6 protein-coding genes and 3 pseudogenes are annotated in these 13,044 nt (G+C 34.6%); 6 read left to right on the top strand and 3 right to left on the bottom strand.

The annotated features are described in order from the left end of the window. Window positions 1–755, bottom strand: a pseudogene (locus tag DMC01_RS02875) (hypothetical protein); the annotation flags it as partial. Window positions 756–1,991: 1,236 nt separating this feature from the next. Beyond that, window positions 1,992–2,366, bottom strand: coding sequence for a hypothetical protein (locus DMC01_RS02870; protein WP_142692790.1), 375 nt, complete (start codon window positions 2,364–2,366; stop codon window positions 1,992–1,994). 380 nt (window positions 2,367–2,746) lie between these two features. Here DMC01_RS02870 and DMC01_RS02865 point away from each other — a divergent pair, with 380 nt between their 5' ends. The 6 genes and pseudogenes from DMC01_RS02865 to dnaE all read left to right on the top strand — a co-directional run bounded on the left by DMC01_RS02865 (window position 2,747) and on the right by dnaE (window position 12,423). Continuing rightward, window positions 2,747–4,096, top strand: coding sequence for an ammonium transporter (locus DMC01_RS02865; protein ID WP_142692789.1), 1,350 nt, complete (start codon window positions 2,747–2,749; stop codon window positions 4,094–4,096). A gap of 92 nt (window positions 4,097–4,188) precedes the next feature. Further along, window positions 4,189–4,712: pseudogene (locus DMC01_RS02860) on the top strand (hypothetical protein). A 577-nt stretch (window positions 4,713–5,289) separates the two neighbouring features. Then, the gene (locus DMC01_RS02855) at window positions 5,290–6,756 is read left to right on the top strand and encodes an alanine/glycine:cation symporter family protein (RefSeq protein ID WP_142692788.1); all 1,467 of its coding nucleotides are present in this window, start codon (window positions 5,290–5,292) and stop codon (window positions 6,754–6,756) included. A 15-nt stretch (window positions 6,757–6,771) separates the two neighbouring features. Next, window positions 6,772–6,924, top strand: a complete 153-nt coding sequence (locus tag DMC01_RS13165) for a hypothetical protein (RefSeq protein WP_246058963.1) — start codon at window positions 6,772–6,774, stop codon at window positions 6,922–6,924. Window positions 6,925–7,121: 197 nt separating this feature from the next. Further along, a complete protein-coding gene (locus DMC01_RS02850) occupies window positions 7,122–7,694 on the top strand; it encodes a DJ-1 family glyoxalase III (RefSeq protein WP_142692787.1) in 573 nt (190 codons plus the stop codon). Window positions 7,695–8,832: 1,138 nt separating this feature from the next. Beyond that, window positions 8,833–12,423, top strand: coding sequence for a DNA polymerase III subunit alpha (dnaE, locus tag DMC01_RS02845; RefSeq protein WP_142692786.1), 3,591 nt, complete (start codon window positions 8,833–8,835; stop codon window positions 12,421–12,423). Between the two features lie 211 nt (window positions 12,424–12,634). On the opposite strand, the pseudogene DMC01_RS14745 reads toward dnaE, so the two are convergent. Further along, window positions 12,635–12,860: pseudogene (locus DMC01_RS14745) on the bottom strand (hypothetical protein); the annotation flags it as partial. Window positions 12,861–13,044: the final 184 nt, after the last annotated feature.

Raw genomic sequence — 13,044 nt, 5'->3', positions numbered from 1 at the left:
AAGCCCTCTTGCAAGGCAGAGCCTAGCTCCTTTGAATTCAAGGAGTTTTCATTTTGAATGGGGCTTTGAGTTACTCCAAGGTATTGTATCTTGCTTATGATGGCTTTGAAGCTTTTTGTTTGTGAGTTTAAGGGACTTGTGCTTGAATTTAAGCCTTGCAATCCTTCATTTGAGCCTGTGTTTTGTGAGTTTAAGTTTGAATTCAGCTCTGTATTTGAATTTAAAAAATTTGTTTCTTGTGAATTTAAGCCTTCTTCGTTCTCGCTTTGTGAATTTAAGGGACCTGTTGTCTGTGAATTCAAAGCATTTAAGCTTGAATTTAAAGGCATTTGATTTAGATCTTGCAAAGATGATGTGATTTTTAACAAGGCTAGTTCGTTGATTAAGGAGCTTGGATTAAGGGCGTTGTTGGGCTTACTGGCATTAAGATTGCTATCAAGTGGGTTTAAGCCGTTAAGATTTTTATCAATAGGGTTAAAGGCATTAAGGCTGTTATCAAGGGGGTTTAAGGCCTTAAGATTGCTATCGAGGGGGTTTAGGCCATTAGGATTGTTATAAAGGGGGTTTAAGCCATTAAGGGCTTTAGCTGTTGAGTTAGAATTCAAGCCTTCAAAGCCTAAAAACTCAGCTTGCATACTCTCATAAAAGCCCTCGCATTCGCATACAAGAAGCTCTTCTAGCCCCTCTTTTATGTAGGCTTTTGTGATGATAAAGGAGTGTTTTGAGGTGATTAGGGATGAGTGAGCTGCTTTCATTTTTTATCCTTTTGGCTTTGTGCTGTTTGAATTTTGTTTTGCTTGAATTTACTTAATTTATTTTGCTTAAATTAATCTTGTTTAAATGATTTGTTTTGAATTTGTTTAAAATATTTATTTTGTCTTTTTTAAAAAAGTTTTGTCATTTTTAGCCCAGCGACCAAGCAACTTGCAAGACGTAAGCAAAAAATCTCTTTTTTGATTTTGAGATACTTCGCATTCGCTCAGTATGACAAACTTTGCGTTATTTTGAGATACTTCGCATTCTCTCAGTATGACAAATATGGTATTTTGTTTAAAATCAATAGTTTTTTAAAATAGAGCCTTATTTTAACTTTGCTTGATTTTACTGAATTTATCTTGCTTACTTTGAATTTATCTTGTTTTAAAGCCTTTTAAGAAGCATTTTAAAGCTTTTAAAAACACTTTAAGAAAGCTTAAAAAATCCTTTAAAAACAATCAATTATACCCTAAATTCATTTGAATTTGAAGGTTTAATTTAAAGAAATTTAAGGCTTGAAAGAGCTTTTAAAGCACTTGAAAGGATTTATAAGCTTTTGGGTTGAAGCTTGAATTTAAAAAAATTTGAAAGAATTTTGATAACTTGAAAAAATAAATTGCAAAAAACTAATTTTTACTTGAATTTAAAAGCCTTACAAGCTTTTAAAGAAGTTTAAGACTTGAAAGGCTTTTGAATTTAAAGAGTAGGCTTTAAGGTGAATTTAAAAAAGTGAAAATGTTTGAAAGCTTGAAAGAAATTAAAAAGAAAGTTAATGATTTAAGGATAGTTGAATTTTAGTTGACAATGTTTGAAAAAAGCTTAAAGACTTAAATTTAGCGTAAATTTAAATTAATAAAAGTTCTTTGAGGGGCTTATTTGAATTTAAAGCTCTTTTAAACAGTTTTAAAAGCCCTTACAAGAGCTTTAAAAAGCCTTAAAATTAAACGCACAGTCAAGGCTTTTAAAAAGGGGTAAAATTAGGAAGTTGCTAATTTAAAAAGCTTTAATTTTATGCTTTAAAAATAAGTTTTAACTTAATTTTAAATAAAAATTCTTGTTTTAAAGCCTTAAATTTAACCTCATAAATTTTGTTAAATCACAAGGCTTTGTTTCTAAGCCTTAAGGCTTGTTTGTCAAAAAAGAGTTTTAAGTTAATCTTGCAAGGCTTTACGCAAGTAAAAACTAGTTAATTTAGTAAAAATTAAGTTCTCTTAATCGACAAAAAACACAAAGCCTTAATTTTGCTCATTAAAACACTCAGCCTTTAACTCACTTACAAAATATGGTTCGCTTATGTTTATTAGCTCGTTTTTAGCCCCTTGCTTTTTCATATGAAGGTCTATTATTCTTATATCACCGTCTAATTCCACAAAAACAGCTTGCAAATACTCGCTTGGTTCAAGGCTATTTTCAGAAATCAGACATTCTTCACTAATAAGATCAAATTTTTCATTTGCCTCAGAAAAGCTTAAAAGTCTAAGCTTTGAGTATTCGCCTTTGAGCTTTTCCTTGATAGCAGCTTCTGTATTATCACCACCACTACAAGCACCAAAGAGTAAAGCAGCTGTTAAAGTGAGTGCTAAAAGCTCTATTTGTTTGAATTTTTTCATTTTATATCCTTTATTTTTCTTTAAATCATATTTGATTTATTACAATAAAAAGTTAATGAGTATAAAAAATATCTTTCTATCTATTTAAAATAAATTTATATTTTTTTAATATAAAAATATCTGTCATATTAAAATAAAATCCATTTAAATATTTCAAAAAGGCTAAAACATTGTTTAAAAATTCAAGCTTTTTTAAATTCACAATACAAAAACACTTTCAAAAATAAGATCTTTTTTCATTAAAAGCATTATATTTATGGATTTAAAGTAAATATTTCATAATGATTAAAAAAAATATATAAAAAATTTCTTAAATCAAAGTTTATTTTAAGCAAACTTTTTTTATAATTTCACCGAACTTAATTTCAAAAGGAGGAAAAATGAATGATATAGGTTCAACAAACGAGGCTACAAGCCTTGTTGTAGAGGGCTTAAATGCTGAAAGTGCCATCAGTGTAGTAGCTGAGGGTGTTAGCTCGGCTATAAACAGCCTAGATCCAGCAAATACAAGTTTCATTATGCTTTGTGCCTTGCTTGTTTTGCTGATGACACCTGCCTTGGCTATGTTTTATTCTGGTATGGTTCGCAGCAAGAACACGCTAAATACCATTATGAACTGCTTCATAGTCTTTGGTGTAATAAGCTTGCAGTGGGTTGTGCTAGGCTTTACCCTTGCCTTTGGCGAGGATACGGGTTCGGGCATAGTTGGTAGCTTTGCAAACTTCGTTTTAGAAGGAGTTACAGGCTATAATGACTCTGGTGTGCCAAATATCTTATTTGTCATCTTTCAAATGATGTTTGCCCTCATAGCCTCTGCAATCATCACAGGTTCTCTTGTGGGTCGTATCAAGCTTGGAGTGTTGGTTGTGTTCTTGCTCTTTTGGAGTACCCTAGTTTATGATGTCTTAGCGCATATGATTTGGAGTGATGATGGCTTCTTACTTAAACGAGGTAGCTTTGACTTTGCAGGAGGCGGAGTTGTTCACATTAGCTCAGGTGTGGCAGGCTTGGTTGGAGCCTTGATGGTTGGTGCTAGAAGACAAAAGGATGAGAGCATAGCAAGTGGCGCAAACTCCATACCCTACGCCTTTTTAGGAGCGATCTTGCTCTTTATAGGTTGGCTTGGCTTTAATGCAGGAAGTGCAGGTGCTGTTGATGATATAGCTGTAAATGCCTTCGCAGTTACCATACTTTCAGCCTCCACAGGCTTTTTGGTTTGGATCTTAGCTGAGTGGATCATACACAAAAAACCAACAGTTCTAGGAGGCTTAAGCGGCTTGGTAGCAGGGCTTGTAGCCATTACCCCAGCTTGCGGCTATGTTGCTATATGGCCTAGCATCTTCATAGGTGCTTTAGCCTCTGTGTTTTGCTACGCTGGACTTAGCTTTATCAAATACAAATTAGGGCTTGATGATACCTTGGATGCCTTTTCCTTGCACGGCATAGGAGGGGTTTGGGGAGGCATAGCCACAGGGCTTTTTGCAAGTGGTGCCATAAATCCTGATGTAAGTGCAGAGGGTGGTCTAGGCGAGGGGCTATTTATCAGCGGCTCAGCTAGCTTGCTAATAGAACAAATCCTAGCCATAGTCATTTGCATAAGCTTGTCTGCTGTGATTAGCTATGCTATCTTTAAGATCATATCTCTTTTTACTAGCCTTAGGGTTGAAGAAGAGGTTGAAAGTCAAGGGCTAGATAGAAAAATTCACGGAGAAAGTGCCTATAATGTCTAGTAAAATATAAGCCCTTCTTAGGGCTTATATAAATTTTTTGGCTCAAGATACTTTAATTTTATACAATATCATTTTAAAGTATGGAGAGTTAGATGAAAAATAAATATATGATTTATTTCCGAATTATCTTAAAAGAATTTTAAGGAATTTTGAAGTATTTCTGCCTTGATTTAGAGGCTAAAAAATCGCTGAAATTTGCAAAATTTCTCGTGTTTGCGTGAATATAATTTTGCGGGAAATTTGCATTTTAATAGCCAAAGAGTGCGAAAAATCAGCAAAACTAAGTTTCTTTAGAAAATAAGCGGTGAAATCGAAGTTGATGAGAGTTATTTTTTACAACGCTAGGCTCGTAACTGCGTAGTAAGAAGGTGCAAAAAGAGTGCGAGGTAAGCGTGGGCGTGGGGCTGGTCGCAAAAGTTTTTACTTCGTGCTACGCACTAGTAACTGCAAGCAGAAGAGGCTTTGCGAATTTTAGACTTGCTAAATTTAGAGGTATAAAAACAGAAAATTTTATCCTTCACTTAAAGGAAACAAAATTAAGACGAACAATTTAGGACAAAATCTTTATCAAATTTTATTAAAGTCGATAAGGGAGAATCCTATTAGAGTATCTTGAGCCATTTTTTATGTATTTTTATCACTCAATTTTGATTTTATCTAAAAATTCAAGCCTTTAACTTCGATCACAGCTTGTTTTTAAGATTTTTTATCCGCTTTTTTTAAAATCTTTTGTCTTTTTAAAATATGAAGTCTTGTTTTGAATTTGACAAGTTATCAAAGATTTTAATGATTTTTCAAAAAGTATTGAGTTTGTCACATAGCTTTGTTATTTTTGAATTTAAAATAAAGATAAAGTAAGGGTTTGAAATCAAAGAGAACTTGTGGTTAAATTTTAACTGTCTTAATAACTTATGCTTTATTTAAAAAAGCTTCTTTTGTAAATAAGCTACGATTTGAAATACCTTGTGATAGTTTTGACAAAATCAAGATTTTGGCAAATAGCCTATTTAAAACATAATTTCAAGCTCAAACTGGCTAAGAAACTATCTTTGCCTACATTTTAAGGCTTGTAAATTTAGCCTTGCTTTCATAAAACATTGTTACTTTTTTGAATTTTATGTTAAAATTAGGGCTTTTAAGAGATAAAATCTGAGGCTTTTTTGATTATAATTAAGACAAAAAAAGGATTACAAATGCAAGATTTTACACTTGTTGGCTTGTTGGAGGGCTTTTTTAAGCTTGTTTTGCCAAAAACTGATTCAATTATGGTAATTTTGCTTGTAATTACAGGCATTTATTATAGTTTTAGGCTTAAATTTGTGCAATTTACCATGCTTTGTTCTGTCTTTAAGCTCCTAGTTCAAAGGCATAAGGATCAAAAGGATGAGCACATTAGTCCCTTTGCAGCCCTTATGATCTCAACAGCCTCAAGGGTTGGCATAGGTAATATAGCTGGAATTTCAGTTGCCTTGGTGCTTGGAGGAGCTGGGGCACTTTTTTGGATGTGGGCTATGGCTTTTTTTGGAGGAGCTTCTGCCTTTGCTGAAAGTGCCTTGGCTCAGGTTTATAAGAGCAAAGACAGTGTAAGTGGTGGCTTTAAGGGAGGACCTGCTTATTACATAAAAAAGGCACTAGGCATTGGCTGGCTTGCCATATTTTTTGCCATCATACTCATCATCACCTATGCCTACGGCTTTAACGGACTTCAAAGCTACACTATGACCTCTGCTTTTAAGGTTTATTATGATATGTATTTTGTGGGTGCTGAAACTAGCTTTGATCAAAGTTCTATGTCTATTTATATAGGAGTTTTACTAAGTGCTTTTTGTGCTTGGTTATTTTTTTCCCATCATACAAAAATAGGCAAGGTAAGCTCCATCATAGTGCCTATAATGGCTATTGGATACACCTTTTTAGCCTTTATCGTTGTTGTTTTGAATTTAGAAAAACTGCCCGAGGTTTTTTCTTTAATCTTCAAACAAGCCTTTGACTTTGAGGCTATTTTTGGAGGCTTTGCTGGCTCTGCTTTGGTAATTGGCATAAAAAGAGGGCTTTACTCAAACGAAGCAGGTATGGGCTCAGCTCCAAACGCAGCAGCAGCAGCCATCACCTCTCATCCTGCAAAGCAAGGCATTATACAAAGCTTTGCTGTTTTTATTGATGTTATAGTTTGCACTAGCACAGGGCTTTTGGTGCTTTTTTCTGAGGCTTATTTTGCAAATATAGGAGCTGACGGCAAGCCTCTTCTTAGTGCCTTGCCCTTGGTGCAAGAGGTTATGAGGGAGCATTATGGGATTTGGGGGCTTCATTTTGTATCCATAGCCGTTGTGCTTTTTGCTGTAACCTCCTTGATAGGAAATTATTATTACGCACAAGCAAATGTGAAGTATCTAACAGATTCAAGGCTAATTATGAATGTTTTTCGCTTCTCGGCTGTGGCTATGGTATTTATAGGCTCACAGATGAATATCAGCCTAGCTTGGGACTTTGCTGATTTTACAATGGCCTTTATGGCAACTACGAACATCATCTCGATCTTACTCTTATCTGGCATAGTTAAGAAGGTCTTGGATGATTATTTAGAGCAAAAGAAGCAAGGCATAGATCCTCATTTTAGTGCAACTAAGCTTGGCATTAAAAATGCTGAGTGTTGGAATTAAAATTAAGGAGAAAATTTGGGCTTTTTGAATTTCATTATAACGGCTTTGTTTGTGGGGCTAATAGCCTTTTTTGTCATAGGTTTTAACAGACAAATGATGGAAAGAAACAAGCAAAGAGAGGAAAGGTATAAGCACTTAAAAGAGGATAAAAAAAATAAAAACTTGTGAGTTTTTAACAGTTTTAGTTAAAATTTACAAGCAAGTTTTTTTGTTTGATTTTATATTGAAGTATTTTGCAAATTTTATCAAATGCCTAAGTGCTTGAAGTGGTTTGTGAATTTATTTAGCCTTAGGTTTTTTGAAATTTTGCATTTAAGTTGACAAGCTAAGTTATTTTAAGCAAAAAGCTTTAAAAAGGAGAAAAAATGAGCAAAAAGATGCTTTTGCCCTTGGCTACTGGCTTTGAGGAGATAGAATTTGTAAGCACAGCTGACATTTTAAGAAGGGCTGGGGTTGAGGTGATTGTGGCTAGTTTGGATGAGGAATTGCTTGTTGATGGAGCTCATGGGCTTAGAATTTGGGCTGACTGTGTGCTTGAAAGCGTGAATTTTAGTGAGCTTGATGGCATAGCCTTGGCTGGTGGCTACAAGGGTATGCTGAATTTAAAGGCTAATGAAAGGATTTTGTCTTTAATTAAAGAGCTACACAAAGAAAAAAAGCTAGTAGCTGCCATTTGTGCCTCGCCCATAGTGCTAAATGAGGCTGGTATCTTCGAGGATAAAGATAGCTTTGCTTGCTATCCAAGCTGTGAGGCTGGTTTGAAAGGATCAAGGATAGACAAGGCTATCTTTAAAAAGGATAATGTCATAACCTCAGCCGGACCTGCCACAGCAACCCTTTTTGCCCTTGAAATACTGTCTTATTTATGTGGAGAAGAAGCAAGAAAAAACTTAGAAGAGGAGCTTTTATTGCCTTTGTTAGCTAAGAGCTTAAGCTGAGTTTAATGTTAGCTTTCAAACAGTGTTGAATTTGCTTAATCTTGTAAATTGATTTTTTAAAAAAGATGGCACTTGGCTTAAATAATTTGTTTCTCTATTCTTGCGGTGTCGTTAAGGATCTATTTGATAAAAAAGCTTTTTTTGCAAATAAATGTTAAAAAGGCTTTTTTGCCAATTTTAGCAAAGCTCACATAGTCTTTCTTTAAGAGCCTTTAAGGGCTTATTATGAAAGGGCTTTTAGGCATCAAATTTAGGTTTTTTAAAAAGGATAAGCTTATGGACTCAGCTTTAAAAAATCGATATGTCCAGTCCTTTGCGATAAAGAAACTTCAATTTTGGCAAAGAAATTTAAATTATGGCAAAGGAACTTGAATTCTTGCAAAGAAGCTTAATTTTTGGCAAAAAAGTGTGAAGTGCGACAAAGAAGTTTAAAATTCTGGCAAAAAAGCTTAAAAAATTCACGCTTTTTGTGAATTTTTATGATTTGCCTTTGTTGAATTTTCCTTTTAAATACCTAAATTATTCTTTCAAGCATACCTCATTGCAAATTTTAATATTTTTCTTGCCTTGTAAGCACAGCCCTAGAATGACAAATAAGACATCTTGTCTAAATGTTTTAAAAATAAGCCTTAATAAAAGTAGCAATTTTTGCAAAAATGCTAAGCTCTTTCAATCTTAGCAAATTCAAGTAAGGTTCTTAAATTTAGCCTAAATTCAAGGCTCTTTTGTGAAAAAGATCTAAATTCTCCATACCTTGTGCTAGCTAAAAAATTTGCAACTGTTTTTAATTTTGCCAAGCTTAAATTTAAAAGCTCTAGATTTTTTTGCCTTGAATTTTTATCTTAAAACAAGTTTTAAAGCTCATAAAATTTGTCTTTAAGATTTATAAATTCGCCACATTTAAAAACTCATTCACTTTATCACAAAAAGACTTTAAGCTTCATATCTTTGAACTAGCTCTTAATTTGAGGCATTTAGATCTAGTGTGCTAATTTACATACTAAAAGCACAGCAAGGCTTTTGTGTTTTTAAATTTAAGTGAAAATTTGAGCTTTTAAATTTAAGTGAAAATTTATATGTAAATTCTTTTAAATTCAGTCAAGTTTTGCCATAATTTTTTAAATTTTTAGGAGTGATTATGAGCAAATTCACACACTTACATCTTCATACTGAATACTCTTTATTAGACGGTGCCAACAAGCTTAAAGAACTAGCCAAAACCCTTAAAGATCAAGGTGCTACAAGCGTGGCTATGACAGATCATGGAAATATGTTCGGTGCCATTGATTTTTACAAGACCATGAAGGAATTTGGCATAAAGCCAATTATAGGCATAGAGGCTTATTTGCATAATGGAGAGGAAATAAATGATAAAAGCACAAAGCAGAGATTTCACCTTTGTTTGTATGCTAAGAATCAAAAAGGCTATGAGAATTTAATGTATCTAAGCTCTCAAAGCTACATCCAGGGTATGTATTATTACCCTAGAATCAACAAAAAAATGCTAAAAGAGTATAGCGAGGGGCTAATTTGTAGCTCTGCTTGCTTGCAAGGTGAGGTGAATTGGCACTTAAATACCCAAAATGAAAGAAATGTAAAATTTGGAGCCAAGGGCTACGAGGCTGCGAAAGAGGCTGCCTTGTGGTATAAGGAGGTCTTTGGGGATGATTTTTACTTAGAGCTAATGAGGCATGGAATAAATGATCAATTTTTCATAGATGATAAGGTCATAAGGCTTTCAAAGGAGTTAAATATCAAGCTCATAGCCACAAACGACACGCATTATACCTTCAATGACAGAGCAAAGCCTCACGAGGCCTTAATGTGCATCAATATGGGCGTAAAGCTAAGCGATACGGATAGATTAAAACACAGTGTCTTTGAATTTTATGTAAAAACCCCAAAGCAAATGTCAGAGCTCTTTGCTGATGTCCCAGAAGCCCTTGCAAACACTCAAGAAATAGCAGATAAATGTAACCTAGATTTAAAGCTTGGAGATGCTACTCCTCCAAATTTTAAGTTTTCTCGTGAGTATGCAAAAGAATATGGGCTAAATTTAGAAGAAGAAGATCAGGAGTTTAGCTTTAAAAACGATGATCTAGTCTTTGAGTATCTTTGCAAAAAGGGGCTTGATGAGAGGCTTAAATTCATAAAAGAAGAAAGGCACGAGGAGTATAAAAAGCGCTTAGATAGAGAGATTGAGGTCATTAAAAATATGAAATTCTCAGGCTATATGCTCATAGTTTATGATTTTATAGCTATGGCAAAGAGTAAGGACATACCTGTTGGACCAGGGCGAGGCTCAGCAGCTGGAAGCTTGGTGTCTTACTGTTTAAAGATTACCGATCTTGATCCCTTGCCATATAACTTGCTTTTTGAGCGCTTTTTAAATCCTGAGCGCGTGTCAATGCCTGATATTGACATAGACTTTTGTCAAAATAGACGAGATGAGGTAATAGACTATGTGATTGAAAAATACGGCTTTGACAAGGTAGCACAGGTAATCACCTTTAATAAGCTACTTGCAAAGGGTGTTATCAGAGACGTAGCAAGGGTCTTTGATATGCCCTTAAATGAGGCAGATGAGTTTGCAAAGCTAATACCAGATGAGCTTAAAATCACCCTAAGCGATGCTTATAACAAAGAACCAAAGATAGCTGAGTTTATAAAAACTCATCAAAGGGCTGAGGAGATTTGGGAATATGCCCTTGCCTTGGAAGGCTTAAACAGAAACGCTGGAGTTCATGCTGCAGGGCTTGTGATCTCAAATGAAAGCCTTTGGAAAAAAACCCCCCTCTTTCGTCCTAGCAAAAACGATGAAAAGCACCTTGTTACCCAATACGCAAAGGACTTTTTAGAGGAGGTAAACTTAATTAAATTTGACTTTTTGGGCTTAAAAACCCTTGATGTGATTGATAATGCTATAAAATTAATTAAAAAAAGATACGAAAAAGAGATCATTTGGGAACAAATTGATCTAAATGATCCCAAGGTGTATGAGACCGTTCAAAGTGGGGATACGCTTGGGATCTTTCAAATAGAATCAGATGGTATGCAGGTTTTAAATGCTAGGTTAAAACCTGACTGTTTTGAGGATCTTATAGCTGTACTTGCACTTTACCGCCCAGGTCCTTTGGAAAGTGGAATGGTGGATGATTACATAGACATTAAGCACGGACGCAAGAGGGCAAACTATGCTTTCAAGGAATTAGAGCCTATTTTAAAGGATACTTACGGGGTAATTGTTTATCAAGAGCAAGTTATGCAAATAGTGCAGATCGTTGGTGGCTTTACCCTTGGGGGTGCTGATTTGGTTAGACGTGCTATGGGAAAGAAAAAAAGAGAGATCCTAGATAAGCTTAAAAGCGAGTATTTAGAAGGGGCTAAAAAGCAAGGCTTTGATACGAAAAAGGCTGATGATTTGTTTGAGCTAATCTTAAAATTTGCTGAATATGGCTTTAATAAATCTCACTCAGCAGCCTATGCACTAATAGCCTTTCAAACTGCTTATTTAAAGACCTATTATCCTAGTGAATTTATGGCAGCACTACTTACGAGCGAGCAAAACAAGGTAGAAAAGGTAGCCCAGTACATAGAGGAGATCAAAAGAATGCAAATTAAGCTTCTTCCTCCTAACATAAACAAGGCTCAGGGTGAATTTAAGGCCATAAGGCTTGAGGATGGTAGCGAGGCTATACTTTATGGGCTTGGTGCCATTAAAAGTGTGGGTATGCCAGCTGTAAATAGCATAATAAGCGTTCGTCCAAAGGAGGGCTTTGCTAGCATTGATGAGTTTATGTCAAAGATAGATACAACTAAGATAAACAAAAGAACTATGGAAAGCTTGATTAAGGTTGGAGCCTTTGATGAGTATGGCTTTACGAGAAAATGCTTGGTTGAGAATGTAACCAAGCTTTGCGAGAAGGCAAGAAATATAGCTGAGTATAAAAAGGAGGCTGAAAGTTCTTTGTTTGATATGGAGGATGTAACAGGTGATATTAAGATAGAACTAACTAAGATCAACGAAGAATATGGCTTAAAAGAAAAATTAGAATATGAAAAAGAAATTCTAGGGCTTTATCTTTCAGCTCATCCTCTTGATGAGTTTAGCGAGGAAATAGGTGAGCTTGATTATTTTAAGAGCTTGAATTTTGACGAGCTAAAAGATGGGGGGCAGATCTACTGTGTAGGAAAGATAGAGGATTTTAAGGCATTAATGAGTAAAAGTGGACGCAGATATGCTAAGATGCAAGTGATGGACTTTTACTCATCTTTTGATGTGGTTGTTTTTGAAAAGCATGTAGAAGCACTTGAAGAGCTTTTGAAAGATGAGTTTAAAAGAAGCAGGGCTTATGTGTTTAGACTTGGTTATAAAAGAGAAAATGGGGAATTAAGCCTAATGTTAAACGAGCTTTTGGAGCTAAAAGATGCAAAAGAAAGGGGCATTAGATCAAAGAAAAACTACAAAAAACAAGCAGAAAAACAAGAGTTTATAAAAGAGCCAAAGGACTTTGAGGATTTGCTTGTAGAACTTGATCTCAGTGATTTAAACAAGGATCTTGTTTATGAGATCCACGAACTTGCTAGAAGCTTGCATAATCCAAATGACAAAAATGGCAAAAGGCTTGTGATCAAGGTATCTTGCGTGAATGACTGCTTACTTTACCGCACAGACTTTGTTATATCTGAAAAAATAAAAGAAGAGATTAAAAAAAGATGCGTTAGTTAGTTTTAAGTCGGTTTTAATTAGAGATTTTTGACTCAAGACAACTTAATTGGATTTTATCTTATCAACTTTATTAAATTTTGATGAGAATTTTGTCTCAAAATTTTCGCCTTAATTTTGTTTCTTTTAAATGAGGTATAAAATTTCTGATTCCTTTAAACTTGCTTAATCTATGCAAAGCCTCAGAAATTCTTAAGGCGATTGATACTTTTAGCTAAAATGACCTAGGATTTTTCCTAAGCCATTTCAACAAAATTTTATACAAATTTTCATTTTTAACCTTGACATTATATTGAAATTTAGTTTCTTTCAAATGCGTGAAAAATTCTCTTGCCGTAAAACTGACTTAATCTAGCCTTTACAAAGCCCTAGAAATTCTCAATGCCATTTATGTGATTTGTGCCCTTTGCAAACTCATTTTCCCTGTGTTTTACTCTATAACTTTGCTACGCAAAGTTGCAAGCTTAGTGCTGTAAAAAATCAACTAAACTACCATAAGTAGCCAAGCACTAAAATTTCGTCTTGCTTATACCACTTAAATCCCATAGGCAATAGCTCACTAACAAGGCAAGCTTTTACAAGCTGAGTATAAACTTGTTCGTTTTAGCATACCTTCTCGCAGAG

It is taken from the genome of Campylobacter troglodytis (genome assembly GCF_006864425.1).
GTDB classification, from domain to species: Bacteria; Campylobacterota; Campylobacteria; order Campylobacterales; family Campylobacteraceae; genus Campylobacter_D; species Campylobacter_D troglodytis.
The sequence above is the reverse complement of the archived record's forward strand: the minus strand, read 5'-3'. Positions and strand labels throughout refer to the sequence as shown.

Excerpts from the sequence above, each read along its gene's own strand:
- DMC01_RS02870 (WP_142692790.1), bottom strand. The coding sequence starts at position 2,366 with ATGAAAAAATTCAAACAAATAGAGCTTTTAGCACTCACTTTAACAGCT.
- DMC01_RS02865 (WP_142692789.1), top strand. The coding sequence starts at position 2,747 with ATGAATGATATAGGTTCAACAAACGAGGCTACAAGCCTTGTTGTAGAG.
- DMC01_RS02850 (WP_142692787.1), top strand. The coding sequence starts at position 7,122 with ATGAGCAAAAAGATGCTTTTGCCCTTGGCTACTGGCTTTGAGGAGATA.
- dnaE (WP_142692786.1), top strand. The coding sequence starts at position 8,833 with ATGAGCAAATTCACACACTTACATCTTCATACTGAATACTCTTTATTA.
- DMC01_RS02855 (WP_142692788.1), top strand. The coding sequence starts at position 5,290 with ATGCAAGATTTTACACTTGTTGGCTTGTTGGAGGGCTTTTTTAAGCTT.